The sequence below is a fragment of the Psychrobacter sp. M4 genome (assembly GCF_055699795.1).
Genome location: NZ_CM146740.1, coordinates 1,003,353 through 1,029,662, shown reverse-complemented (window position 1 = coordinate 1,029,662; position 26,310 = coordinate 1,003,353). Strand labels below are relative to the sequence as shown.

Here is a 26,310-nt window from a genome sequence, read left to right as displayed (position 1 = left end):
ATTCATATTAACGAATTTACGTCTATAGTAACAATACCGTTGGTAAGTTATTTACTACCGCTCGTCAGGTTACTCACTAAATAAACTAAAGTTTATTAGATATAAGTTATATCTTGATAAAATATCTAAACTATTTTTAATGTAGCTCTAGCATTAGCTTGCTTTGTAAATATAAAAAAACCTCAAACCTTAGTAATAAAGGTTTGAGGTTTTTCGTTAAAAATTGATAGTCAACACAGGTAGTGTCAAAAATTTTACTTAATATCGAATAAAAGCTATATCAGTTTTACCATTCATCAACTAAAAATCGATCAATTGTTAATTAATAAGAATTTCAGTATTATTAGCAGTTTAGTATATAAAACATATTTACAACATACATTTATCAGAGTTACAGGTAAAGGTAACGCTTATATGAGTACTATTTTACCTTGCTAGATAAGTAGTCATCTCTTCTATGCCATGTAATGTCATAGGATACATCTGATCATCAACTAATTTTTTGATCTCACCTATAGTTTGAGTAAAAGACCAGTAAGCAGGTTCTTCAGGGTTTAACCAAGCCACCTTATCAAAATGATCTATTACTCGCTTCAACCACACCGCGCCTGCTTCATGATTCATATACTCAACACTGCCGCCTACTGAGAATAGTTCATATGGTGACATTGAAGCGTCACCGACGAATATAACACGATATTCTCGGCCATATTTGTTAAGAAGATCAAAGGTTGGCATAGGGGCGCTGTGGCGACGATTGTTATCCTGCCAAACATAGTCATACAGACAGTTGTGAAAATAGAAAAACTCTAGCGTTTTAAATTCATTTTTAGCAGCAGAGAACAGCTTTTCTAAAGCTTCGACGTGCACATCCATACTACCACCAACATCGAATAACATCAGTACTTTAACGCGGTTGCGACGCTCAGCTTGCATCTGAATATCAAGTAAACCTTTTTTAGCAGTGCGTTTAATGGTCTCATGGATATCTAGCTCATCAGCGCTACCGGTGCGCGCAAACTGACGCAAACTGCGTAGTGCCATTTGAATTTGGCGTGTGCCCAGCAGGTTATCATCGTCAAGATTACGGTATTTGCGCTGCTCCCAGACTTTAACCGCACTGCGCTTGCGCGACTCCCCGCCCACTCGTACTCCCTCAGAGTGCTCACCATAAGCACCAAACGGTGAAGTACCACCGGTACCTACCCATTTACTGCCACCTTGATGACGCTCTTTTTGCTCTTGAAGACGCTCCTCTAAAGCTTTCATCAGCTCCTCAAGAGAGCCATATTTTTTGAGCAGTCGTCGCTGCTCGTCCGTTAAGTTTTTTGGATCAAGCTTTAGATCCAGCCATTCTTTGGGAATATCAGTGAGTTTTGCCATCAACTCATCAATGTCTACACTGTCTACGCCCTCAAAATAATCAGCCATCGCGCGATCAAATTTATCAAAGTGACGCTCATCTTTGACCATACACAGGCGAATAAGCTGATACATATCCTCGCGGCTAGCAAAGGTGTATAAATCCTCATCTTCTGTAGATGAAATAGGCTGCATCATAAGCCCCGCTTCAAGCGCTGCGTTTAAGTCAAGCAGCTCACGAGTGCTGACAGGAACACCATAAGTACGCAAGGTATAAAATAGTTTTATGAACATAAGATACATATCACTTATTAGCTAATGTTTTTAATGGGCATAGCACTATATCAATAGCATCTATATAGCCGCTACTAACGACGCATCATATTGGCAAAACGCTGTAACAAGCTCACATCTGCTTCATTCTTAAGTAGTGCGCCATATAACGGCGGGATAGATTTCTCTCCGCGTAAGTTCTCTTCCAGCTCATCTTGCGCCATATCATCTGCCAACAATAACGTTAACCAGTCGACCAGTTCTGACGTTGATGGTGGTTTTTTAAGTCCTTTGATACCACGTAGTTTATAAAAAATATCGAGCGCGTTATTGACAAGCTTTTCTTGAATGTTAGGAAAATGCACATCAATAATCTGACGCATGGTTTGCTCTTCTGGAAAGTCGATATAATGAAAAAAACAGCGACGCAGAAACGCATCAGGCAGCTCTTTTTCATTATTTGAGGTAATAATCACCACAGGACGCTGCTCTGCGGTAATGGTCTCGCCAGTCTCATAAACATAAAAAGACATTTTATCTAGCTCGTGAAGTAAATCATTTGGGAACTCAATATCTGCTTTATCCACCTCATCAATCAGCAATACACTGCGCTCGTTACTGGTAAAAGCTTCCCACAACTTACCAGGTTTAATATAGTTGCCAATCTCATAAACCTTGTCGTCACCTAATTGAGAGTCACGTAGACGCGATACGGCGTCATACTCATACAAGCCTTGCTCAGCTTTAGTTGTTGATTTGATATGCCAAGTAATGAGTGGCATACCTAAGCTTTCTGCCACTTCTTCGGCAAGTAAAGTCTTACCGGTACCAGGTTCCCCTTTGATCAAGAGTGGTTTTTGTAGCGTCATAGCTGCATTAACAGCCAGTTGTAGATCGTCAGTGGCAATATAGCTATCGGTACCGGTAAAGCTTGGTTTGGTATTATTAGCGGTGGTCATAGTCAAATCTCAATAATGGTTATCAATCGGTGTTTTATAATAAGAAAATATTTTATATAAGAAAGTATTTAAGAACGATTAGCATTTTATGATTATTTAGATTAGCACAGCTAACTTTGATAGCAAAACACTCTTGCGTTTATATCTATGCTAGACTGTAACTGATCTATTACTATCAAAAAGCAGTGGTAGTTCGTAAAAAAAGACACTCAGTAGTGTCTTTTGTGACGTCTAGCAAACAGTGAATACAGAATGCTAATTATCATTTATTACTTTTATTCTCGTTGTCTGTTGTTATAGATTTCTCTATGTCATTATCTTCAGCCGACTTCTTGGCTGTTTTAGCTTTTGCAACAATTTTTTGCGCCACGGAGATTTTAGTCGGTTTTTCAGTAAGCAATCCTCTTTTGGGTTGTTGCGCAGCAGTCGTAGACGTTTTTTTGAGAGTAACGGTCTGTTTATCTTGTTTAGCAGTATGACCTGCCAGATAATTACCAGTCGCCAGCTGCATATTGGCTTGAGTGTCCTCAGCGGTGCGCAAGCGTGCTTTATCCAGACTTGAATCAAAAGCACCACGTATAAGCTGCCAGACAAACCCAATAAACAGTCCCACCACTAAAACAACCAAAATAGGCAAAGCATTGGTAACCGCGGCCGCAAAATCTTTCATCATGACGGCATAGACCACACTGATACTCGCCGGCGCAATCACACCGGGGTCACTGAGCGCAGTCCCGGGTGCTAAAAGAACTGCAAATAGTATCATCCAGCTCATACCACCCAATGGACGTGGCATCATACGGGCGACCAATATCCACAAAAGTAGCACTAAAATAGAGCCACCCAAATAAGCATACATCGGTAGGTCAGCAGGAGGAACGTTTCTTACCAGCTGACTCCACCAGATAACGATCTCACCGAGAATGTCACTAATTTTATCCAGTGGTAAGCTTTGTAAAATATTTTTTAACCAATCCATTCGGGTTTAGATACCTGCAGTTAATCGTAAATATTGTTGTTAATCATAGATATTGTTTTGCGCTTCAAGAGCACGTAATTCTGCTTGACGACGCATCACATCTTGTGGTGGCATCTGCACAAAATAACCTTGTGATTTTAGCTTTGAGAGTACTTCTTCTTTATCGACACGAGCAAGCTTTGGCGTTGTTTCCAAATCTAGGTGTATAACAAACTTACTAACCCCTAAGCTGGCGCGAAAGTCTTTAGGTAATACGCTCAGCCAGTCTTTGATTTCGTCAGTATCATCAGGATAGTCGGGGCGAGCAATATAGACATACATATCGTCGTGCTTGGGAAATTTGTAGACATCACAATGCATAAAAATACCTATTATAATTTTAAGACAAACATAGATTGAAATATCCTAGCATAATTTGCTCTATTACCAACAGTGACTTTAGGTAGTATTCTTATCACCAGCTTTACAAGTTGAGGTTTGTTAAAAGCTTAACTTATACGCATTTTATTCAGTAAATCGTATTTTCTATCAGTTTATTGCTTTTAAAGCGTTTGAAGACTTGTAAAAAGGGTGTGAACCTTTCATAATGAAAGCGTTTTTCAGGAGAGTGTTTTGATAAAAGATTGTGTCTATTATACGCAGTCTAGCTTTATTAATAAACCACCGAAGGCGCATCCACCCTGCCAATCGCTCAGGTAAAAGGACTGAAAAACGCATGCTACTGCTTATCACTTATTAGCTTATCAATAGCGCAGCGGCATAACAAATCTGGAGAGTGGTAAGTATAAATAACTTACCCACCGAAGGGGAGAAAACATGACTAGGTTTTAATATAGCTTTATAGTATCTTTTATATAGCATCTTATCTATAAAAGTTACTAAAACTAAATGCTTAGTTCATGTTGAAAATCTCAGGTCACAGGACAGATAGGGCTTTTGCTTAAACAGACGTTTGGTGTCTGTTTGATCTATAGCTTTTTTAGGCTACTGTTTTTGGGCTACCCTTTTTGCAATAGGCCCCTTTGCCTTATTGCCTCTTACCACTGTTAACACGCTAAACTTTACTTATTCAAATTGTATTTGCAAGTACAAAATATTTGAAAGTATAAATAGCGTAAATACAAGGATTTGTCATGACTGCTACTTCTCAGAACTCCACTACTCAAACCCCTAAACGCACGCCTCTCTACCAGTCTCACGTCGATAGTGAGGGCAAACTGGTGGACTTCTCTGGTTGGGAGCTCCCTATTCATTATGGCTCACAAATCGAAGAGCATGACGCAGTGCGTACTGACGCTGGTATGTTTGATGTCTCACATATGGTCATAGTTGATGTCAAAGGTAGCGACGCCAAAGCTTGGCTACAAAAGCTGCTCGCTAATGATGTCGACAAACTCAAAATTGTGGGCAAAGCGCTATATTCTCCTATGCTAAACGAGCAAGGAGGCGTAATCGACGATCTTATTGTTTACCTTATGAATGAAGAGGCAACCGAGTACCGCATCGTCTCTAACGCGGCCACTCGTGATAAAGATATGGCGCAGTTCCATAAAGTTGCTGAAGGTTTCGAGGTAGATCTTAACGAGCGCGAAGAGCTGGCTATGCTTGCCGTGCAAGGCCCAAATGCGGTCAAAAAGCTGGCACAAGTAAAACCAAGCTGGGCTGATACGCTCTCTGAATTAAAACCGTTCGTTGGTGCCGACTTAAGTGATATTGAAGGCCCAGACTGGTTTGTCGCTCGCACAGGTTATACCGGTGAAGATGGTGTTGAGGTCATTATGCATGGCGATGAAGCGCCAGCCTTTTTTGAGCAGCTAAAAGCCTCGGGTATTAAACCTGCCGGTCTTGGCGCGCGTGATACGCTGCGTATGGAAGCAGGTATGAACCTTTACGGTCACGATATGGATGAGAGTGTTAGTCCATATGAATGTAATATGGGCTGGACACTGGCCTTGAAAGACGATCGTGATTTCGTTGGCCGCAAAGCCTTGGTGAGCAAACGTCAGCAAGCTAAAGATGACAATACTGCTATGAAACAAGTGGGCTTGCTACTCACCTCTCGCGGAGTATTACGTGAAGGTATGGAAGTTACCATCAATCAAGGCTCGGATAATGAGCAAACGGGTATCATTACCAGCGGGACCTTTTCTCCTAGCCTCAAAAACTCTATCGCTATTGCTCGCGTTCCTGCCAGCTTATCAGAAGATGATAAGGTTCAAATTGATCTACGCGGTAAAGGTAAATTCGTTGATGTACGCGTACTAAAACTGCCTTTTGTACGTAATGGTAAAGCGCAATTTGATCAGTAGATTGATTTTAGTGAGGGTCTACCTTTAACAAATGGTATTTGATTGCTAGTTGATCATCACCGATAATTGATTTTTGTACCCTTTAGTTATAGCTATCCTTATAGTTATAATCATCCCTGTGTTTTAAATTTATCCAAAGGAGCATTTTATGAGCAATATTCCAGCTGAACTAAAATATATTGCAAGTCACGAGTGGCTGCGTCTAGAAGATGACGGTACGATCACCGTCGGCATTACCGACCATGCCCAAGATCTGCTTGGTGATGTGGTATTTGTTGAGCTACCTGACGTGGGTGATACTATCGCTGTTGATGATGAGATCTCAGTCGTCGAGTCTGTAAAAGCAGCATCTGACGTCTATGCGCCAATCTCAGGCGAGATCGTTGCTATTAATGAGAGTCTTGAAGATGATCCTGAGATTATTAACTCAGACCCTTATGGTGACGGTTGGTTCTTTAGAATGAAACCTGACAATATAGCAGATTATGAAGCGCTTATGAGTGCTGAAGATTACGAAAACGAGCTGTAATTTTTTTGTTAACCGCTATTTTAGTGTATTGATTAGCCTCCATATAAGATCTTATACCTTGCAGATATTAACACGCTTTAATATCTGCCTCCTTATTTGTTGAATTAAGACTCTATCGCCAGTTGTTTAATCAAGCTGGTATAGACCATTTGTATCAAATTTCTCTACTCTTTTAGTTATATCTGCTATGGAACTATAATGAAACCAGCCGATACTGATAAGAACGCTCATAGAACTGTTAGTGCTACTGATAATAGTATTGTCAGTCGCCGTATTGATAGCGCTGCTACACATGACGCTCAAGATAGGCAGATAGAGGTTAGTAATAATGGTAAAGCTACGCCACATCTGCAAGCGTTCCGGCAAGTAGTCGAATCACGTCGTTCGGTACGCCGTTTTACCGACAAACCGATACCTGATGAAGTGCTTGCAGACTGTCTTCGTTTAGCCATGCTTGCGCCAAACTCTAGCAATTTGCAGCCGTGGGAATTTTATGTGCTTGATAGTAGTGATAAGCGCCAACAAGCTATCAAAATTTGTATGAATCAAAATGCGGCAAAAACGTCAGTAAGGCTCATCGCGGTAGTAGCACGCACCGATAACTGGCACGATCACGCTAAGCAAGTACTGCGTGAATACCCAACTACTCCTGTACCAAAGAAGGTAAAGGATTATTACAATAAAGTAGTGACACTAGATTTTTTGCGTGGACCTGCAAATGCTATATCCGTTGCCAAATGGGGCGCTATCCAAGTGGTTAGACGGGTTAAGGGACCTATTAAATCGCCTTATTATACTTTTGACGATGTTAAAAACTGGGCGACTAATAATACCGCCCTTGCTGCTGAAAACTTAATGCTTGCCTTGCGTGCATATGGGTTTGATAGCTGTCCGATGGGCGGTTTTGATGAGCCAGCGATAAAGAAACTACTAGGTCTGGGTGATGATCACCATGTGGTGATGATGATTGGCGCAGGTGAGCGCGCTGATAATGGTATTTATAGTGCCCAGTTTCGTTTTGATCAAACCCAATTTGTACATTATGTTTAATCTCATACGCTAAACATTAGACACTCTTTATTACTTACGTTTAGCAGACTTACTGCTTGTATTACTAAAGCTTACAAGGATTATTATGACTATCTCTCGAAACCCTAATGACCAAAAGTCTAGCGCTAAAGAAAACGATTCGCAAAAACCTAGCTTTGATACTTTCAAAGATTTGTTCAACGAAGCGGAATTCGTTTATCGCCATTTAGGTTCTAACGATGCCAAGCAAGCCGATTTATTAAGTGCTATTGGTTACAATGATATGGCAAACTTTATTGACGAGACAGTGCCTGAGCCTGTACGTTTGCATAAAGAGCTGGACTTGCCACTGGCAATGAGTGAACACGCTGCCCTAGCTCGACTGCGTGCGATGGCGGACAACATCACCGTTAATAAAAGCTACATCGGTCAAGGTTATTCACCGGTACGCATGCCTGCGGTCATTCAGCGTAACGTGCTTGAGAATCCAGGTTGGTACACTGCCTACACCCCTTATCAGGCTGAGATTGCGCAAGGCCGCTTGGAAGCATTACTTAACTTTCAGCAAGTCTGTATTGATCTAACGGGTCTTGAGATGGCTGGTGCTTCATTACTTGACGAGGCGACAGCTGCGGCTGAAGCGATGGCCATGTCCAAGCGCATGAGTAAGAGCAAGTCAGTCCAGTATTTCGTTGATGAGCGTGTTTACCCGCAAACGCTAGACGTCATCCGTACCCGCGCTACATACTTTGGTTGGGATGTGGTAGTTGGCGACTTTGAATTAGCTAAATCTGGTGACTATTTTGGTGCGTTATTTCAGTACGTTGGTGCCGAGGGTGATGTTAAAGACCTAACTGATGTAATCAGTGCAGTCAAAGCCAATAAAACTTATACCGCAGTTGCAAGCGATATAATGAGCTTAGTACTACTCAAATCGCCAGCCGATATGGGCGCTGATATTGCTTTAGGTAGCACACAGCGTTTTGGTATTCCTATGGGCTTTGGTGGTCCGCACGCTGCCTACTTTGCTTTTTCTGAAAAAGCTAAACGTTCAGCGCCTGGTCGTATCATTGGCGTCTCAAAAGACGCACAAGGCAATACCGCTCTGCGTATGGCGCTACAAACCCGTGAGCAGCATATTCGCCGCGAAAAAGCCAACTCTAACATTTGTACTTCGCAAGTACTGCTTGCCAACCTTGCGGGCATGTATGCCGTTTATCATGGTCCAAGCGGCGTTAAACGCATTGCGACGCGTATTCATGCTTTTGCAACTGCCTTTGCAGACGCCATCAAAAATACCGATGACGACAACAAACTAAGCGTCGTGCATGATCAGTTTTTTGATACGGTAGTGGTTGATTGCGGCTCAGAGAAGCTAGCGACACAAATATTTGAAAACGCTGATAATGTGGGCTATAACTTATGGCGTTTCGGTGAGACCAAACTTGCGGTAGCTTTTAGTGAAATCAGCAATCAAGAAGACTTTAGTGTTTTGACTCAACTGTTTGTCAATAAAGGTCATGATTTACCTGAAGCAGCTACGGTTTCTTTGAGCGATACGCATCTGCGTACGGATGACATCTTAACGCATCCGGTCTTTAACTCGCATCATACTGAACATGAGATGCTGCGCTACCTAAAATCTCTAGAAGACAAAGACTTAGCAATGAATCGTAGTATGATCTCGCTTGGTAGCTGTACGATGAAATTGAACGCTTCTAGCGAGATGCTACCGATCACATGGCCTGAGTTTGCCAATGTCCATCCTTTTGCTCCTCTTGATCAGGTATCGGGCTATCTTGAGATGATTGAGAGCTTACAAGAGCAGCTCAAAGCCATTACTGGTTTTGATGCGGTATCTATGCAGCCAAATTCTGGCGCCTCTGGTGAGTATGCAGGCATTCTTGCTATTCGCCGTTATCATGAATCTTTAGGTCAGCCGAACCGTGATGTTTGCCTCATTCCCCAATCGGCGCATGGTACTAACCCTGCTACTGCTATCATGATGGGAATGCAAGTGGTGGTGGTCAAAACCGATGACAATGGTAACGTTGATATCGAGGACTTAACTGCTAAATGTGAAGAGCATAGCGACAATCTTGGCGCGCTGATGATCACTTATCCCTCAACGCACGGCGTGTTTGAAGAAGGCATTCGTAAGATTTGTGATTTGATCCATAAGCACGGCGGTCAAGTATATATGGACGGCGCTAATATGAACGCCCAGGTTGGCATCATGCAGCCTGCGGATGTGGGCGCGGATGTCCTGCACATGAACTTACATAAAACCTTCTGTATTCCGCATGGCGGCGGTGGTCCAGGTATGGGGCCCATTGGTATGCAAGCGCATTTAGCACCATTTATGGCCAACCACACTCAGGTTCCAGTATTCAATGCACAAAAAGACTGCTCAGCCGTATCAGCAGCACCTTATGGTTCGGCCAGTATTTTACCGATTTCGTGGATGTATATTGCGATGATGGGCCGTGATGGTCTGCTCAAAGCAACTAATCTAGCGCTGTTAAACGCCAACTACGTGGCAGATCAGCTCAAAGATGACTACCCTATTCTTTATGCTGGCAAGAACGGTCGTGTGGCGCACGAATGTATCATCGATATCCGTCCGCTCAAAGAAGAGACTGGTATCACAGAGAGCGATATCGCTAAGCGTTTGATGGATTATGGATTCCATGCGCCAACTATGAGTTTCCCTGTCGCGGGTACCTTGATGATTGAGCCGACCGAGTCTGAATCTAAAGAGGAGATTGATCGCTTTATTAGCGCCCTAAAATCTATCAAAGCTGAAGCCATGAAAGCTAAAGCTGGCGATGAGGGCTGGACACTTGAGGATAATCCCTTGAAAAACGCACCGCATACAGCGGCTGTCATTACCAGCGAGGAATGGACGCATCCATACAGCCGTGAAACCGCAGCCTTCCCGCTACCTTACGTGCATGCCAATAAGTTCTGGCCAAGCGTCGGCCGCGTCGATGACGTTTATGGCGACAAGAACCTAATGTGTTCTTGCCCTAGTATCGAAAACTATATGTAGTTTCTAATTATATAGTTTCCAATATAAGCAGCTTTATTAAGCTTTTAAAATTAGGAAACCTCCAAGTCAGTAGCTGATTTGGAGGTTTTTATTTTGTCCATTACAGATAGTTTTTCAACTATTTAAAGCTATAATAACTCTTATTTATCTACTCGACAAAAATTTAGGAATATAGTATGCCCGACAAAAACCGCGTTATTCTTATTCATGGTCTGCATCAAGGTCCGTTTATGATGCGCCCTATGGCAAAATATCTACAAACGCAAGGCTTTGACACTTACCAATACGGCTACCGTAGTATGCGCGATGATATCAAAACCAATAGCGCACGTCTTCATAGTTGGCTTGAGAGCAATCATAATCCTGATCAGCCAATAGACCTAGTAGCGCACAGCTTAGGCGGCTTGATTATTCGTGATTTTGTGACGCATTATCCGCAGTGGCAAGTCAGACGCTGCGTAACTTTGGGGACACCGCACAACGGCAGCGTTTGTGCTGATTATATTTGGCGACTCATGCCAGCAGTGGTCGGTAAGTCGTATGAACAAGCCCTAGATGGTACGGTTGCACCTTTGCCTGACGAGATAGAACTTGGCGTGATTGCAGGTAGTAAAGCAAAAGGGTTAGGACAACCTTTTTTACAATATCATAATCACAAACTGCGTAAATCTGGCATACCGCTATCTGAGGAGCAGCTGGCGCACGATGGTACGGTTTATGTGTCAGAGACCAAGCTTGCTACTGCTACGGATCATCTGGTCATGCCAGTCACCCATACCGGTATGCTAGTTAATGAAGATGTGGCACAGCAAACGGGATATTTTTTGAGAAATGGCGAGTTTTTGCGAGATGAGCAGTTTAAAAAATAGTAATTAAACGCTAACACCCATGCCCTGCTGTAGTTCAGTCTTATGCGCTTCAATAACCGGTATCAAGGTCTGCGTTACCCACTTATAACGCCAGCCTTGTAGACCCTTTGGCAACTCAGAGAGCGCTTTATCATAAGCGATAACTTCATATAATTGTCCCAGCCATTTTTTGCGCATAAGGACATTGGCAGGGACACCAATAAGCTGAGCGTGCTCATCTATCGCTTGCTGTACCGCTTTTGACAGTACTTTATTTTTGGAGCGATACGGAGCAGGTAGCCTAGTAGGATGCTGCAGCGCTGGTAACTGCTTGGCTTGACTGATAACGCTTAGCAGCTCCTCTCCATATAAGCGCAGAATATTGCGGTGTACGGTGGTTTTTTGCGCAAGCTCGCGCATACTTTTAGGACTTTCTGTAATAATTTCGCGCACTGCTTGTTTTTTGATGATAAAGGTACGCGGCTGATTAGTGGCTCGTGCGAGTTGCTCGCGCCAAGTTGCTACCGCTTGTAGTATCGCCATTTGCTGGGAGTTATAACGATAATCTGCCATCGTTAGATACATGGCTTCATCTTCAACATGCTGCGCCTCATGCAGCTCACGTGCATAGAGTTGGCAATCCTCCCAGACATAAGCGTACAACCCTTGTTTTTTGAGTTCATACTCAAGACTTAAATATAGCGCTGGCAAAAAGCGCACATCATCGATCGCGTATTGCTCTTGCTCATCGGATAACGGACGCTGTAGCCAGTCAGATTGACTTTGCTCTTTATCAATGTGCATATCTAGCTGTTTATCAAGCGCCTGCTGATAGCCTATTTGTAGCTTTCCGGTCAAATAAGATAGCGCAATCTGGGTATCAAAGATATTGGTCAAAGGCGGACAGCCTGATAGCAAATAAAAGATCCCTAAATCCTCGCCGCAAGCATGCCAAATGGCCACATCAACCTCACTAAGTGCTTGCCAAACCTCTTGTAGTTGCAGCTTTGGAGCATCCAACAAATAAATATGATCACCGATATTCATTTGCACCAACGCCAAGCGTGGATAGTAAGTATCACGTTTGATAAACTCAGTATCCAGTGCTACTCGGCCGCAAACCTTTAACGCCTCAATAACTTCATCCAACTGCGACTGTTTGCGTACCCAAGTGATAGCCACCTCATCTGCAGTATCCAATAGCGCATCAATATCAGGCTCAGTAGCTGGCGCTGCTAAAGAGACATCACTGGATTTTAGTGAATCGGACTCCACTACAGTTGAGGTTTTTGAGACAGTAATATCAGCAATAGCAGCATGATTTTGGAGGGTTACAGCGGAAGGAGGGTTTGACACGGGCAGATACCTGCTTAAATAAGAAAAGGGACTAGATACTAAAGACTTAAAATTAGTATCTATTAATGAGTGAAAATAGCGAGCAAAAATTTATAGTAGCAGAAACTGCTAAATTAAAGAACTAAGGGTTAAAAAATAACTGTTTATAAAAAAGAGCGGTTTTGTAGCGCTTGTCCAAGGGTCATGCTATCAAGGTATTCAAGCTCACCGCCCATAGGCACGCCTTGCGCCAAACGCGTAACTTTTTTGACATGACGGCTAACCGCTTCGCTAATAAAGTGCGCGGTCGTTTGTCCTTCAACCGTAGTACCCGTCGCTAGTATCAACTCTTCAATCGGTTCTTGTTTGACACGCCACACCAACTGGTCGATATTTAAGTCATCAGCGCTAATACCATCAAGAGGTGACAGATGACCACCCAATACAAAATAGCGGCCACGGTAACCTGCCGTTTGCTCAATAGCCATCACATCAGCGGCGGTCTCAACCACACATAGCAGTCCATCGTCACGCCTTGGATCTTGGCATAGCGGACAGATATTTTCATCACTAAAGCTATGACAACGCTGGCACTCAACGATATCACGCATCGCCTCATCCAAAGCTTGCGCGAGCGCCATGCCCTGTGGACGTTTTTTAGTAAGTAGGTGCAATGCCATACGCTGGGCACTTTTTTGACCCACACCGGGTAGAATACGTAACTGTTTGACCAGCTGATCGAATTTGGCTGTAAGCAAAGTTATTTCCTTTGAGTATGATACAAGTCAATAAACATCGAAATTTAAAATTATAGAAATTTAGAATCGTAGTTATAAAAATGGGGTCGTATCGTGTCGATAACAACCCCACTTTTGACTGCAACATGCCATATCTAGATCGTATTTAGTCTTAAAATAGACCTTGCATACCTGGTGGCAGGCCCATTCCTGAGGTTGCGCCTGCCATTGTTTCTTCATAAAGCTCATCGGCTTGGCGAACCGCATCATTGATAGCCGCGGCGATCAAGTCCTCAATCATATCCGGCTCATCTTCAAGCAAACTTGGATCGATACTTAAACGCTTTACTACATGACGACCAGTCATGGTCACTTTTACTAGACCACTACCCGCTTCTGCTTGTACTTCTTTGTTTGCCAATTCTTTTTTGGCACTCTCAACGTTGGCCTCTACTTTTTTCTGCATAGTTTGTGCTTGTTGCATAAGTGCTTGAATATTCATAACTGCCTCTTAGTCTTTATAGAATAAAAATAAATCTTAACAATAGTAAGCGATGGTTATTGATCGAATTATTGCTAAATAATCATCACTAACTAATTATCGTTAATTAGTTAGTGATGATTATACCGCTATCTTTACAAGCTGTCTAAGCCGCGAGCCAAATCTTTGATAATATCATCGACATCTTCAAGTCCTACAGATAAACGTATAAGACTATCGTTAACGCCCGCTTCGGCGCGCGCTTCGGGGGACAAACGAAAGTGCGTCGTTGTCGCAGGATGGGTAATCGTGGTTTTGGCATCGCCTAAATTATTAGTGATAGAGATCATTTTTGTTGCATCAATCACCTGCCAAGCAGCAGCTTTGCCATCAAGTGCATCTGTAGCTTTGACCTCAAAACCCATAATCGCCCCAAAGCCGTCTTGCATATGATGCTGTCGTTTAGCAAGATCGTGAGCCGGATGGTCAGACAAGCCAGCAAAATGTACCCTGCTTACCTTGGGATGGTTGACCAAGAACTGTGCAATCTCATTAGCATTAGCGCAGTGCGCTTGCATACGTAGTTTGAGCGTTTCAAGACCTTTAGTAAACACCCAAGCATTAAAAGGACTCATACTAATACCGCCTGAGCGTACTACCGTAAACGCCTCTTGCATGAGCTGATCGCTACCGACAAGTGCGCCGCCAAGTACGCGGCCCTGTCCATCTAAGTATTTAGTCGCCGAATGAATCACCACATCAGCGCCTAGATCCAATGGACGTTGAATAGCGGGAGATGCAAAGCAGTTGTCCACTACGAGTAGAATATCATTGGCTTTTGATAACCGACTTAAAAACTCAATATCGCAAATTTGCGCGAGTGGATTGCTCGGGCTTTCACAATAAATAAGCTTGGTATTAGGCTGCACGGCATTTGCCCAAGCATCGTTATCAAAGCAGTCGACGTAGCTAACTTCAACACCGAATTTTTCCATATAGTTATTGAAAAGGCCAATGGAGGAGCCGAACAGCTGATTGGCGGCTAACAGATGGTCGCCAGCTTTTAGATAAGCTAAGCACATAGTCAAAATAGCGCCCATACCAGAGGCCGTCGCTACCGCGCGTTCGCCATTTTCAAGTGCAGCTAGGCGGCGCTCAAAAGTACGTACGCTAGGATTGGTATGACGCGAATAAACATTGCCCGTCTTAGTGCCATCAAAGTGCGCGGCAGCGTCGCTTGCTGAGGCATATACATAAGAGCTGGTAGTAAATATAGGCTCTGAGTGCTCGCCTTCATCCGTGCGGTGCTGCCCTGCTCGCACGGCTATGGTTTGCATGCCATAATCCAAATCTAAATCTAAGGCATCGGAGCGCCAGTTTGCATCCAAACCTATATTCTGTTGTTCATCTTGCACTTGCGACTGACTCATAAAGGTTCCATTACTAATGTTTGCACTAAAATTATCTTATTTAAAAATACATCTAAATCATAAGTTTAAAAGTTATCTCTACAAAGCACTTTTTACTTCATAGAGTCTCTTCTGCTTAAAGTTATTATAATGAGTTATGCAAAACTGCTAAAATACCTTATTTAGCTTAGTTATTATTTAATCTTAAAACGATAAAAACACCAAAGCTAAAAGCATCTATGTCGGGTTTTATCATAGCATGATCACTTATTACAGACACCTGCTAGGCCAATTTTTTCATTAAAGAACAAAAGACAACTAAACAATAAAGCCATGTTATTGCTTAAAATTAGGTACTTAGTAGAGCTGATATTGTTGACATAAAATTACTAATCATATTTTACTTATAAAAGTTATTTGTAAAAGTGACGCATTTTTTAGTAGGCAGATGCTGCTGTACCTGCTAAGCTTGGCAACCCTTTATACTGCGCTTTTGTTTACTATCTCTTATAGCCAATTTTGTGCAGCATGATTCTAAGTAAAGTTAAGGTAATTCATCTATGGCAATGTCAAACGTAAATCCAAACAGGCTAGCATTGAGTCTTACACTTGGACTATCTTTGAGTTTAAGCGCTTGTCAAACTTTGCCCAAGCAGCCTCATTTGCTCGAAAGTAAAGCACTATCTGCACGTGTTGATGCCTTATATCAACAAAATAGTGATCAAAGTACAGAAACTAGCAACAACAATACTGATTTGGTTGCCGCCATTAGTGAACAAAACGATATTCATCCTGATTTATCAGGTTATCATCCTATTGTCACTGGAGCCAATGCTTTTGCTGCACGCAGTATATTAACTGATATGGCCACCCGCAATATCGATGTACAGTATTATATATGGCATGACGACCAAGCTGGACAGCTGCTACTTAAAGATTTATGGGAAGCGGCTGAGCGCGGCGTTATTGTGCGCTTATTGTTGGATGATTTCAACAGTAATGCTCAGTTAGACCAGCAGTTATTGCGTTTTGCAAGTCATCCTAATATTGCGGTGCGCATTATCAATCCTTTGATGCACCGTAAGTTTCAAGCCCTAAACTTTGTAACGGGTCTGCCGCGTATTAACCGGCGCATGCACAATAAAAGCATGATTTTTGACAAACAAATCACTATCATCGGTGGTCGCAATATAGGTAATGAGTATCTTAGTAATGATCAAAATAGCCAATTTGCCGATTTAGATGTCCTGCTTATTGGTAAAGTGGTCGCTGATATTGACAATAGTTTTGCCAGTTATTGGTCATCACCCCTATCTTTTGATATCCAAACTTTAGTGACTCCTGATAAAAGTACGACAAGTGATTTTTTAATAGGTTTAGACCAGTTAGACCGCGATGAAAAACGGGATGCACGTAGTAGTTTAGCTGTTTATAAAGCTGCGGTTGAGGACTCCTCTATCGATGAAGATCTTGTGAATAAACAAGTCCCTTTTCGCTGGACAGACATGCAATTTTTAAGCGATGATGTTGGCAAATTAGATAAGTCTGTGCCTAGTAATACCAACCTAGTCCAGCAGCTGCGTGTATTACTAGGCACTCCCTCAAAACAGCTGACGATTATCTCTTCGTACTTTGTGCCCACTAAAGATGGGGTCAATACCCTTGTACAATTGGCTGAAGCTGGCGTTGATATCAAAATTTTGACCAACTCTTTTGATGCTACCGATGTAACGGCAGTTCATTCTGGCTATAGTCAATGGCGTCCAAAGCTGCTACGCGCAGGAATTAAGATTTATGAGTTAAAATCTACGGCTAGTGAAGAGCAGCGTGAAAACAAGCTTTGGAAGGCGCGTAGTCAATCATCAACTAGCTTACATGCTAAAACCTTTGCTATCGATGATCATCAAGTTTTTATCGGCTCTTATAATGTTGATCCGCGCTCAGCGAACATCAATACTGAAATGGGCGTCATTATCAATGATGATGAGCTGGCAAGACAATTGCACGAAGCTTTGAGCGACGATTTGTTAAGTCAAGCTTACGAAGTTAAGCTTGTAGGTAATAATCAGCTCCAGTGGCATACCATTGAGGAGGGCGAAAAAGTAGTATATGATACCGAGCCACGTGTCGATTTAACTGATCATGTCTGGTTAACTATTATGTCGTGGTTGCCCATCGACTGGCTATTATAGGGTTAGACTCATCCTTCTTACGATTAAACAATACCTGAGCTTCAAACTAAAGTTCAATAGCTTGACTTGAAATCTTTTCTTGATCTCAATCAGTACAAGCTACTTATTTACCTCATTTATTATGGCTTGTCATCTCAATGATGACCGTCTTAACGACCACCTTTATATGTGGATACGCAATTTATCATGTCTTCTTTTTCCCAATATGAATTGATGTCTTCCAAAGACAAAAATATAGTGTTGTTTATCTGTTTTAGCAGTGCCGTCGTTTTTTTTAATTTTTTGATTTATTTATACATTGTAGACATTATAGCAGTAGCATTTTTTCCAGCTCATAGCAATCCTATTGTCACAAGATTACAGGGGTTGGGACTATTTGCTATCGGTTATTTAGCGCGCCCGCTTGGTGGTATTGTTTTTGGTCGTTATGGTGATATTAAGGGTCGTAAACCAATATTACTTATTAGTATGCTTGTCACAGCAAGTAGCTTATTAGCAATGGCCTGTTTACCAACTTACGCTCAATGGGGCATACTGGCGCCCCTTTTGTTTGTTGTACTTCGGTTCATTCAAGGTATGGCATTTGGTCTCTACGTGCCCTTATCTTGGGTGTTTGTCGCTGAGCATTTACCGCGTCAATATTTATCGTTGGGCTGTAGTTTCGTTACTGCCAGTTTTTTTGTAGGGGTATTATTTTCTAACCTGTTTTTCTTATGGCTCAACAGCGCTATGACTCCTGAGCAGCTGATTACTTACGGTTGGCGTTTACCGTTTTTTGTGGCTGCTATATTGAGCTTTTTGCCTTTATTGGCTTGGCGTTTCATTGATGAGACACCATTTTTCATTGAGATGAAAGCGTCAAGATCCCGTGATTATAGCTTCAAACCTTTTACCTTACTTTTTAAACATTGTAGACACTCCATATTTGTTGCGTTGATGCTGACTCTAGTTATCTCAAGTATCACCACTGTAGTCATACTTTTGTTGCCAGATTTGATTGAGCTGCGTTTTGTGCTAGATCAAGATTTGTTTGGGTTCTCGCACAGTCTTGGTATTATATTTATGATCTTTGGCTGTATCTTTTATGGTATTTTGTCCAATCATCAAAACTTCGGTAAGGTTTTACTGATCGGTTCAGTATTATTAGTCGGTCAAATATTTGCTTTTTACTATCATCTGCAAGCTGGAGGCGAATATATTTTAATTATGTATGCCCTGTTAGGTTTTTTTGCAGGTGTTATTGGTATGGTACCAGCCATTTTAGTACAGCTGTTTCCCACCAATGTACGCCTAACAGGACTAGCGTTCTCTTATAATATAACCTACGGTATTGTAGGCGGATTGGTCCCTTTTGGGCTTGGCTATGCAACGATATTTGTAAGCTTCTCACCAGCTCTCTACATTGCATTTATTGGTTTTATTGGCATGATAATGGGACTTTATTTTTATAGCTTACCCGAATTGAAGAAAATCGATACCGTGGTTTAATCAGCGCTGCATTTAACATCATAGTTTTTAACATCGTAGTTCTTTAATTAGAGTGTTGGCGACACGATATAGATCAATTAAACTTTAAAATTATAGGATACGAAAGTAATGGTTGATATGACCAATAAGCGTTTATCTGTGGCGCCAATGATTGATTGGACTACGACAGATTATCGCTACTATGCGCGGCTATTTAACCCTAAAGTATATCTATATACAGAGATGATCAGTACAGGCGCTTTAATACACGGCAATCGGGCGCGGCACCTGCGTTTTTCTAAGCGTGAGCAGCCTATCGTGTTGCAGCTCGGCGGTGCTGATATTGATGAGATGACCCAGTGCGCTCAGTTTGCGCAGCAGCATGGCTACGATGAAGTCAATATCAATGTAGGTTGCCCATCCGACCGTGTACAACATAATAGAATCGGTGCCTGTTTGATGGCAGAGCCTGATACCGTTGCAGGCTTAGTTAAGCATATGCAAGCCGCTGTTGATATACCAGTAACCGTCAAGCATCGTATCGGTATTGATGAATTTGATAGTTATGAGTTTATGCAGCAGTTCGTACAGACCGTTGCAGAGTCGGGTTGTACTCGTTTTATTGTTCATGCGCGTACGGCTTGGCTACAAGGGCTAAGTCCGAAACAAAACCGTGAGATACCGCCACTACGCTATGATGATGTTTATCGTCTTAAGCAAGATTTTCCACAGCTTGATATTGAGATCAATGGCGGTATTGATAGTCTTGCTGATATACAAACGCATCTGCAGCACATTGATGGCGTCATGATAGGGCGTGCTTTTTACCATAACCCCTACCTTTTGGCAGAAGCGAATAGTTTATGGGGCGGCTCTATTCCTAAACGTGCAGAAATCCTAGATCAGTTATATCCTTATCTTGAGGAGCAGATTGCGCAAGGTGAAGCTCTACCAACGATGGCAAGGCATTACTTAGGTCTGTTTCAAGGCTTAAATGGGGCTCGCAAGTGGCGACAGGCGCTAAGCGGTAAACCTAATCTGACTCTTGATGATATTAAACGCGCTGCAGATGAGGTTTTACAACTAAATCCTGCAGCTTAGATTACAGAGTGATTAGAGTATAGAGTAAATGGTTTTAAGTCATGCTATATTTTAGGCACCATACAACAAATACTGCCCCATCGCGATACCGTTGTTAATAATGTGCAGCACGATAGGCAGTAGCAGCGATCCTGACTTCACGCGCGCATAGCAAAATATCAATGCTAAAATCACGATGGTGCTGATCTCATACAGACCGTACTGTAAATGAATAGTTGCAAAGATAAGACTCGTCACTAAGCTTGCTATGATAGCGCCGCTTTTTCCTAGAGCGGATGAGCTAGAGAATTGCTCAGCGATAGCCGACCACAATATACCGCGAAAAACCAGCTCTTCATAAATGGGCGCGACAATGACCATAGCTAAAACCAGTAACCACACTGAGCTGACTGAGTCATAAAGCGGGTCAACGAAGAGTGAGGGCGATTTTGCTAACCAATAAGTCAAGGCTTGACTGCCCACCATAAATAGCAGCAGTAGCCCAAACATACCCACAAAGACTTTCCATGAAAATGGTGCTAATGCCAAATACTCTTTAACCCTACCGCCTTTTAGGTGTACCACTAACAAAATCAGCGCCGTAATTAGAGCGCAGCTGATAATAATGGAGGCACTGACTACCGTGCCATCACTACTCCCCAAAAAAAATAAATTCCCTATCGATAGCTGATTCCCTGCTGGCAACCATAGCCTACCTGCGATATACATGCCTAGCAATTGACTCATGAAAAATACTATAACCATACCTACGACCAGCAAAAATGTGCCCAAGGGTGAGAACAGTGCTGGACGCTGAGGCGGCGCAGATAAATGATTTACAGAAGAAGCATGGTTTGACATAGCATGAAAACTCAAGATAATGACTTTTAAGCGCTGGTAAAAAGTCTCAAATAAATTGCAAAAATTAAGTAGCAAACAATTAAAGATTATGAAGATGATTGCTGGGCAATGATCGTAAGCACTTGTCTTGACACCGATTCTGGATGCTCAAGCGGAAACATATGTCCTCCTTCATGAGTTTGATAGGGTATGCCAAGTCGTGACTTTATTTGCTGCGGAAAGCGGCGCTTGAGAAATACGCTATCTGTACCGATTATGAGCGTTACTGGCGGCTTTGGGCCTTTATTAGGCATCAACCAATACAAAGAAGGATTAGTACGAAATACCGCAACCTCAGTGGCCTTAGGAATAGCCAACGTGACCTTACCATCTGCACGCTCATGCAGACCGTGCTCGATATAACCTTGAAAGCTACGCTCATCAAAATCTTTAAAAAACCCTTTATGATGCAATTTCTCATAAGCCTGCGCGCGACTATCCCAAACGTCACGGCGGTGCTTGGAGATACCAGAAGGTGAGAGCTTATCCATTAAGCGGTGCTGCATAAGGGGCAGTTTATCAGCGCTTTTTGCTAAGTGCCAAAGCAGGCTGACTTTGCCATAAATCCAAGGCGGATCCATAAGCACCGCTTGGTTAAAGTACTTGGGCGCGCGGTATAGTGCTTGCAGAGTACATAAACCGCCTAATGAATGACCGACAGCTACTACTTGCTCGATACCGTGATGCGCGCAAGTTTGCTTTACGCTATCGATAACTTGTTCGGTTAAACGTTGCCAATGATCATCTACGGGATAATCAGGGTTTGTACCGAGCATTGGAATATACTCAACAGTAAAAAACGCTTTAAGTCCGTCAAAAAAGGCTTCATACACCACACTTGGCATTCCATTGGCATGAGCGAAATGAATGACTGGCTTTTGAGTGAGTTTAGATACTGGTAATGATGCGAAGTTTTGGACGCTAATGTTACTCATGGCAAAATCTCTTCTCACAAGTTTATATAAGTGATCAAAAAAGTAAGGCTGAGCGTCATTATAACGCTCAGCCTTACTGACGACCATTAGATTAAAACCTTATTAACGCATCTTTGTATTGCCGTCTTCTTGCGGCAGGACATTGAGATCAATACTAGCACCAACACCTGTGCCTAATTTGACGGCAAAACGATCCATAAATAAGCTAAACGGATCCATCGGCGTATAGTTAACGACATTGTCAAGCTCAAGCTGCTTCTCAAGACTGGCAATGCTACCTGTTTGATCGGCCAGTCCTAAAGCAATCGACTGCTCTCCTGTCCAAAACAATCCTGAAAACAAATTATTCTCTTCTGGGTTTTTGAGACGATCACCACGACCCTCTTTTACTGCATCAATAAAATGCTTGTGCGTATTGTCCAATACATCTTCAACGTGCTGCTCTTCAAAGTCTGTAAGCGGACGCGATAAGCTTAAAATATCTTTATACTCGCCTGCGGTAATAGTACGATCTGTAACGCCTACTTTATCCATCAGCCCTTCAATATTGTAGCTCGGCATGATCACACCGATAGAGCCAACAAGACTTGATGGATTGACGTAAATCTCATCAGCAGCAGAAGCAATATAATAAGCACCAGAAGCGCCGATATCGCCAATAACGGCATAAAGTTTTTTGTCAGGATACTCTTGACGCAAATCCATCATAGTTTGCCATATCTGATCGGACTGGACGGGTGAGCCGCCAGGAGAATTGATCTCTAACGCCACAGCTTTGGAGTTGCTATTTTCAAAGGCGCGAGTCAAAGCTTTACTTATATCATAAGCATTAGCCAAGTCATCATTACTAATAGTGCCTTGTAGCTCGACCACAGCCAAATGCGGCAGGCTGGTGTCCACGCCCTCAAGCCCCGTTGGCGCTTTAGTACTACAACTACGTCCAATGGTCAAAAATAGCAATAAGATATAGCCAAAAGTTAGCAGTTTAAAGAAGATACCCCAACGCCGTGCTCGGCGCTGCTCTACCACGCTTGCCAGTAAAGTATTTTCGATCAGTCGCCACTCTTGTCCACTGGGCTGATTTTGCTGCTGTTGTGTCGGTGCTGGCTGATTTTCTAAATCATCAGGACGTTTATTGGGATCTGGTGGCCAGTTGGGCATATAGCTTCCTAAGTTAAAAACAATCTAAAACAGTAAAAAAACATAGTATTTTACTTTAAAAAAACCTTACTTCAAAAACATTATGGTCAATGATTTACTAAGTATGGTGCTATTTAAGACGCGATTCAATAGTAACTTATACGATGTCAGCTTATTCTTTCTACTATTAATGCATAATTTATACCATTATCAACTAACCCAACTATTTGGATACTATAGCGTCGTACAAGCAGATAAATATCTCTTTAAAAGTAGGAAACATCGCTTCAAAAATCAGTACTAAGAGTCAAAGCTGTTTTTAAAGGCTGATTATCATAGGTCATTATCTCATCTACTCGCTGGCGACTTATGGCATCAGTAGATGATTGCACAGCGTTATACGTAAGCCAAGTAGTGGTATAACCGGCATCAGGATCAATGGCAAACGGCTGAGCTTTACACAGTAGCGACCATAGCTGCCAGCTGCGCTCATGAGTAGCGGCATCTAAAATGATGCGGGATTGAAGAGACTTATTCTGTAGAGACTCACTATGAATAACATTTTGATGAGGTTCGTCTACAACCGCTAAGCTTGTATCAAATCTTTGTGCAGTTAGACGCGGCGACTGTAATGGATCAGCAGTGTTATATTGTACCACTTGTATCGGCTGGCGACTATCAATGGCTATCGCACAGTCCCAAACCCTACTATCCTCGATTTCACTCCAACCCGTTAATACGTGTAGTACTAAACTGCCATTTGCTAGCTGCCACGTTTTACCTTGTATGCAGCCTTGGGCACTGATCTGTGTGCTTGGGTTCGATGAGCTATCTTCTTGGCTTAGATTTTTTATAGTTGCCCAGCGTTCATGACGCCCTGCTTGCCAATAGTAATTAGTAGGAAACGTATGGCTCATCTTCATGACAGTCATGGGTAGCAGGGCCGCATTGTTATCGCCTGTTTTTTGCTTGCTTGGCAGAGTATCCGTCAGCACAGGTACACTAGTTTGTATTACGATACCTTCTAAACGTTTGATTGATAAGGTTCGCAATTGCTGCTCAAGACTAGCTGAGAGCTTATCAGGGCTTAAAGTGCTTGGAATCTTGCGCTTATCATCAGACCTATGATCGGCTAAAAACAACCAGCTTATACTGTCTTTAATCAATAACGGCTGACTATTACTAGATCCCTTGGCAACAGGGTACTGCAATACTGTAGCGCTTAAATACTGATCTCCAGTAGGCAGCACGTATAAAGTTGGTGTCGTAAGTAAGGTCTGCTGATTGGCATATACGCTCATTACCAGTAAAGTCAGTGGCGGTAATACCAGCCAGCGGCTAAGCAACCCGCGCGGCAACAGCCATGGTGATAGAGCTAATAAAACGATCAGTAATATTGCTGTATTTATTGGCGTATATAGCCATGCATCTGTTAGCACAGGCTGCGAGGTCAAGGCTATTATCAGCTCATGTAAAGCATTTACAATGATGCTGACCAGCGCCCAAATGACATCAGCTACGGCAGGCAACACTAGATAACAAAGCCCTGCTAGTAAATTGAGTGGCACAATTACCCAGCCAAATAAACCAATAGCAAAGAGATTAATAATTAATCCCCATAATGACGCTTTGCCAAATAAAAACAGCGTAATGGGTAATAAAGCGATGAATAGCCAAAATTGTAGTTTAACAATGCGCTTAAACAACGACCACAAGCGTAGAAAAATTAAGTTTGTTGACGAGCGATTAACGACATTTGAGCGCTGTTGCCTGGTAGCTTTGGTAGCCGGTTTTTGCACTGTGTCATCATATTTTAGCAATAATGCTACGGCTATAAATGACAGCCAATAGCCTGCTTGCCACAAAACGTATGGATCGATCCAAGCCATCAATACCGCAAGCGCGAGCAAGACACGCATGGTACTGATGGGCAACAAGGTTAAACGTACCAAACCGATCGCTAGTAGCATCCAAGCGGTGCGGGCAGCGGGGACATCAAAACCCGTAAATAGGGCATAAACAAAGGCGGCGCCAATCATCACCCACCAACGTACTTGCCAACGCGCTACTATACGATATAGTGCAGGGACACGGTCTATTAATAAGGTCGCTGCGCCTGCTAGCATAATGGCCAAAAACAAAACGTGCGTGCCAGATATGGCCAAAAGATGAGAGATGCCAGCCAGCTGATACAAGTCTTTGGTATCACGGCTAATAAGACTGCGATCACCCGTAAGCAGGCTTAGCGTTACCGCTTTTGCTTGCTGCTCTGTGACTGTTTGCAACTCCCAGTTTTGATAAAAATGCTGGCGTAATTGCCAGCGCCATCGGTCGATACTAGTACGTAATCGCTGTAGATAAGAGTCAGAGGTAGACGAGTCAGTAGAGTTTGATATTGATGAATTGTTCATAGTGTTGATTGGCGTTCCAATCGCTATGATATTAGCCATCCCATCAATATGACGCCCCCGTAACCAGCGATAACTATCAAAACCTGACGGGTTATTAGTAGCATCCTTTGGTGATGGTAGCGGCGCAAGTGTGGCTGTTAGCAGTAACTGAGCGCCCGGCTGTAAAGTATTTAAACTTTCTAAATTATCATCGGCGGCTTTAGGATAAGCATTGAGTAGAACCTGATATTCTATTGAGGCAGTCTTATCGCTATGTACAGCGTTCAAAACATTTAATTTATCGTTGTAGTCGGTGACTATCTTATCTAAATCTTCACCACTCATCTCAGAGACTAGCGGCGAGACAACTTGCAGCGTCGCTACTTGGCGATAGCCGCTATTCGTTGCCGGATCATAGACACTATCGCTAATACCTTTAATAGTTACCCATGCTTGAACACGCATAGATTCATTAATTTGCGTTGCTTGTGCGCGCTGGTAGCTCGATAAAGCTTGTAAAGCACTACCAATAATCAACATACTCGCCAGCACAGCCACCAATAAGTAGCGAGCTGCTACGCTAAATGAAATAGGTATAAAAGCACGACCATCAAAAAAAGATCTACCGCTTGCAGCGGATGATAGAGCTTTGCGCGGGGTAAACAGACATAAAAAGACCAGCGCTATCAATAGTAAAGGCCAGATCGAAAAGTACGTCATACTTTCTAATAATGGACTGATGGGCAAGGTTACACTTTCAGCGACATCTAGCGTCCCTACCATAACAGTAATTACTAAAATGCCAACTAACCAATACACCTGCATTCCTTGCTTGATCTTAATGTCTGTTGTTGATTTAAATCTATATATAATGAGAATTATCGATGATAGCATTCCTAGCTAG

20 protein-coding genes and 2 riboswitches are annotated in these 26,310 nt (G+C 42.5%); of the genes, 8 read left to right on the top strand and 12 right to left on the bottom strand.

Going from position 1 to position 26,310, the window contains the following annotated elements; genetic code table 11:
- Window positions 1-426: 426 nt before the first annotated feature.
- The 4 genes from ACR63N_RS04415 to ACR63N_RS04400 all read right to left on the bottom strand — a co-directional run bounded on the left by ACR63N_RS04415 (window position 427) and on the right by ACR63N_RS04400 (window position 3,933).
- Complete coding sequence (locus ACR63N_RS04415) at window positions 427-1,656, bottom strand: vWA domain-containing protein (protein WP_367109918.1); 1,230 nt, start codon at window positions 1,654-1,656, stop codon at window positions 427-429.
- A 74-nt stretch (window positions 1,657-1,730) separates the two neighbouring features.
- Complete coding sequence (locus ACR63N_RS04410; protein WP_367103656.1) at window positions 1,731-2,594, bottom strand: AAA family ATPase; 864 nt, start codon at window positions 2,592-2,594, stop codon at window positions 1,731-1,733.
- A 262-nt stretch (window positions 2,595-2,856) separates the two neighbouring features.
- A complete protein-coding gene (locus ACR63N_RS04405; RefSeq protein WP_472782510.1) occupies window positions 2,857-3,573 on the bottom strand; it encodes a hypothetical protein in 717 nt (238 codons plus the stop codon).
- A 39-nt stretch (window positions 3,574-3,612) separates the two neighbouring features.
- On the bottom strand, window positions 3,613-3,933 hold the full coding sequence (locus tag ACR63N_RS04400; protein ID WP_367103658.1) for a YcgL domain-containing protein: 321 nt from the start codon (window positions 3,931-3,933) through the stop codon (window positions 3,613-3,615).
- Between the two features lie 230 nt (window positions 3,934-4,163).
- Window positions 4,164-4,290, top strand: a riboswitch (glycine riboswitch).
- Between the two features lie 41 nt (window positions 4,291-4,331).
- Window positions 4,332-4,510: riboswitch (glycine riboswitch) on the top strand.
- 196 nt (window positions 4,511-4,706) lie between these two features.
- On the opposite strand from ACR63N_RS04400, the gene gcvT reads away from it, so the two are divergent.
- The 5 genes from gcvT (at window position 4,707) to ACR63N_RS04375 (ending at window position 11,361) form a co-directional block, all read left to right on the top strand.
- Window positions 4,707-5,882, top strand: a complete 1,176-nt coding sequence (gcvT, locus tag ACR63N_RS04395) for a glycine cleavage system aminomethyltransferase GcvT (RefSeq protein ID WP_472782509.1) — start codon at window positions 4,707-4,709, stop codon at window positions 5,880-5,882.
- Window positions 5,883-6,030: 148 nt separating this feature from the next.
- Window positions 6,031-6,411 carry a glycine cleavage system protein GcvH gene (gene gcvH / locus ACR63N_RS04390; protein ID WP_367103660.1) on the top strand — a complete coding sequence of 127 codons (381 nt, stop codon included), beginning with the start codon at window positions 6,031-6,033 and terminating at the stop codon, window positions 6,409-6,411.
- 198 nt (window positions 6,412-6,609) lie between these two features.
- Complete coding sequence (locus tag ACR63N_RS04385) at window positions 6,610-7,461, top strand: nitroreductase family protein (protein WP_472782508.1); 852 nt, start codon at window positions 6,610-6,612, stop codon at window positions 7,459-7,461.
- Between the two features lie 85 nt (window positions 7,462-7,546).
- Window positions 7,547-10,492, top strand: a complete 2,946-nt coding sequence (gene gcvP, locus ACR63N_RS04380) for an aminomethyl-transferring glycine dehydrogenase (RefSeq protein ID WP_367109303.1) — start codon at window positions 7,547-7,549, stop codon at window positions 10,490-10,492.
- Between the two features lie 176 nt (window positions 10,493-10,668).
- The gene (locus ACR63N_RS04375; protein ID WP_367107185.1) at window positions 10,669-11,361 is read left to right on the top strand and encodes an esterase/lipase family protein; all 693 of its coding nucleotides are present in this window, start codon (window positions 10,669-10,671) and stop codon (window positions 11,359-11,361) included.
- Window positions 11,362-11,364: 3 nt separating this feature from the next.
- Here the strand turns inward: ACR63N_RS04375 and ACR63N_RS04370 are convergent, their stop codons facing one another.
- The 4 genes from ACR63N_RS04370 to ACR63N_RS04355 all read right to left on the bottom strand — a co-directional run bounded on the left by ACR63N_RS04370 (window position 11,365) and on the right by ACR63N_RS04355 (window position 15,230).
- On the bottom strand, window positions 11,365-12,696 hold the full coding sequence (locus tag ACR63N_RS04370; protein ID WP_367107184.1) for a ribonuclease D: 1,332 nt from the start codon (window positions 12,694-12,696) through the stop codon (window positions 11,365-11,367).
- 143 nt (window positions 12,697-12,839) lie between these two features.
- Window positions 12,840-13,433, bottom strand: a complete 594-nt coding sequence (gene recR / locus ACR63N_RS04365) for a recombination mediator RecR (protein WP_367103665.1) — start codon at window positions 13,431-13,433, stop codon at window positions 12,840-12,842.
- Between the two features lie 151 nt (window positions 13,434-13,584).
- Window positions 13,585-13,914: a YbaB/EbfC family nucleoid-associated protein gene (locus tag ACR63N_RS04360; protein ID WP_367103666.1), complete on the bottom strand. Its 330-nt coding sequence runs from the start codon at window positions 13,912-13,914 to the stop codon at window positions 13,585-13,587.
- Window positions 13,915-14,048: 134 nt separating this feature from the next.
- Window positions 14,049-15,230, bottom strand: coding sequence for an O-succinylhomoserine sulfhydrylase (locus ACR63N_RS04355; protein WP_472782707.1), 1,182 nt, complete (start codon window positions 15,228-15,230; stop codon window positions 14,049-14,051).
- 638 nt (window positions 15,231-15,868) lie between these two features.
- Between ACR63N_RS04355 and ACR63N_RS04350 the strand changes: the two genes are divergently transcribed.
- The 3 genes from ACR63N_RS04350 (at window position 15,869) to dusA (ending at window position 20,062) form a co-directional block, all read left to right on the top strand.
- A complete protein-coding gene (locus tag ACR63N_RS04350; RefSeq protein ID WP_472782706.1) occupies window positions 15,869-17,494 on the top strand; it encodes a phospholipase D-like domain-containing protein in 1,626 nt (541 codons plus the stop codon).
- Between the two features lie 186 nt (window positions 17,495-17,680).
- Entirely contained in the window at window positions 17,681-18,982 is a 1,302-nt protein-coding gene (locus ACR63N_RS04345) for an MFS transporter (RefSeq protein ID WP_472782507.1), read from the top strand.
- A gap of 108 nt (window positions 18,983-19,090) precedes the next feature.
- Window positions 19,091-20,062: a tRNA dihydrouridine(20/20a) synthase DusA gene (gene dusA / locus ACR63N_RS04340; RefSeq protein ID WP_367107181.1), complete on the top strand. Its 972-nt coding sequence runs from the start codon at window positions 19,091-19,093 to the stop codon at window positions 20,060-20,062.
- Window positions 20,063-20,113: 51 nt separating this feature from the next.
- Here the strand turns inward: dusA and ACR63N_RS04335 are convergent, their stop codons facing one another.
- From ACR63N_RS04335 to ACR63N_RS04320, 4 genes are all read right to left on the bottom strand, one after another.
- Complete coding sequence (locus ACR63N_RS04335) at window positions 20,114-20,902, bottom strand: CPBP family intramembrane glutamic endopeptidase (protein ID WP_367109305.1); 789 nt, start codon at window positions 20,900-20,902, stop codon at window positions 20,114-20,116.
- A gap of 86 nt (window positions 20,903-20,988) precedes the next feature.
- Window positions 20,989-21,876, bottom strand: coding sequence for an alpha/beta fold hydrolase (locus ACR63N_RS04330; protein ID WP_367109334.1), 888 nt, complete (start codon window positions 21,874-21,876; stop codon window positions 20,989-20,991).
- A gap of 102 nt (window positions 21,877-21,978) precedes the next feature.
- Window positions 21,979-23,037: a signal peptide peptidase SppA gene (gene sppA / locus ACR63N_RS04325; protein ID WP_367103672.1), complete on the bottom strand. Its 1,059-nt coding sequence runs from the start codon at window positions 23,035-23,037 to the stop codon at window positions 21,979-21,981.
- A 266-nt stretch (window positions 23,038-23,303) separates the two neighbouring features.
- Complete coding sequence (locus tag ACR63N_RS04320; RefSeq protein ID WP_472782506.1) at window positions 23,304-26,231, bottom strand: ComEC/Rec2 family competence protein; 2,928 nt, start codon at window positions 26,229-26,231, stop codon at window positions 23,304-23,306.
- Window positions 26,232-26,310 lie beyond the last annotated feature (79 nt).

Excerpts from the sequence above, each read along its gene's own strand:
- ACR63N_RS04415 (WP_367109918.1), bottom strand. The coding sequence starts at position 1,656 with ATGTTCATAAAACTATTTTATACCTTGCGTACTTATGGTGTTCCTGTC.
- ACR63N_RS04410 (WP_367103656.1), bottom strand. The coding sequence starts at position 2,594 with ATGACCACCGCTAATAATACCAAACCAAGCTTTACCGGTACCGATAGC.
- ACR63N_RS04405 (WP_472782510.1), bottom strand. The coding sequence starts at position 3,573 with ATGGATTGGTTAAAAAATATTTTACAAAGCTTACCACTGGATAAAATT.
- ACR63N_RS04400 (WP_367103658.1), bottom strand. The coding sequence starts at position 3,933 with ATGCATTGTGATGTCTACAAATTTCCCAAGCACGACGATATGTATGTC.
- gcvT (WP_472782509.1), top strand. The coding sequence starts at position 4,707 with ATGACTGCTACTTCTCAGAACTCCACTACTCAAACCCCTAAACGCACG.
- gcvH (WP_367103660.1), top strand. The coding sequence starts at position 6,031 with ATGAGCAATATTCCAGCTGAACTAAAATATATTGCAAGTCACGAGTGG.
- ACR63N_RS04385 (WP_472782508.1), top strand. The coding sequence starts at position 6,610 with ATGAAACCAGCCGATACTGATAAGAACGCTCATAGAACTGTTAGTGCT.
- gcvP (WP_367109303.1), top strand. The coding sequence starts at position 7,547 with ATGACTATCTCTCGAAACCCTAATGACCAAAAGTCTAGCGCTAAAGAA.
- ACR63N_RS04375 (WP_367107185.1), top strand. The coding sequence starts at position 10,669 with ATGCCCGACAAAAACCGCGTTATTCTTATTCATGGTCTGCATCAAGGT.
- ACR63N_RS04360 (WP_367103666.1), bottom strand. The coding sequence starts at position 13,914 with ATGAATATTCAAGCACTTATGCAACAAGCACAAACTATGCAGAAAAAA.
- ACR63N_RS04355 (WP_472782707.1), bottom strand. The coding sequence starts at position 15,230 with ATGCAAACCATAGCCGTGCGAGCAGGGCAGCACCGCACGGATGAAGGC.
- ACR63N_RS04350 (WP_472782706.1), top strand. The coding sequence starts at position 15,869 with ATGTCAAACGTAAATCCAAACAGGCTAGCATTGAGTCTTACACTTGGA.
- ACR63N_RS04345 (WP_472782507.1), top strand. The coding sequence starts at position 17,681 with ATGTCTTCTTTTTCCCAATATGAATTGATGTCTTCCAAAGACAAAAAT.
- dusA (WP_367107181.1), top strand. The coding sequence starts at position 19,091 with ATGGTTGATATGACCAATAAGCGTTTATCTGTGGCGCCAATGATTGAT.
- ACR63N_RS04335 (WP_367109305.1), bottom strand. The coding sequence starts at position 20,902 with ATGTCAAACCATGCTTCTTCTGTAAATCATTTATCTGCGCCGCCTCAG.
- ACR63N_RS04330 (WP_367109334.1), bottom strand. The coding sequence starts at position 21,876 with ATGAGTAACATTAGCGTCCAAAACTTCGCATCATTACCAGTATCTAAA.
- sppA (WP_367103672.1), bottom strand. The coding sequence starts at position 23,037 with ATGCCCAACTGGCCACCAGATCCCAATAAACGTCCTGATGATTTAGAA.
- ACR63N_RS04320 (WP_472782506.1), bottom strand. The coding sequence starts at position 26,231 with ATGCAGGTGTATTGGTTAGTTGGCATTTTAGTAATTACTGTTATGGTA.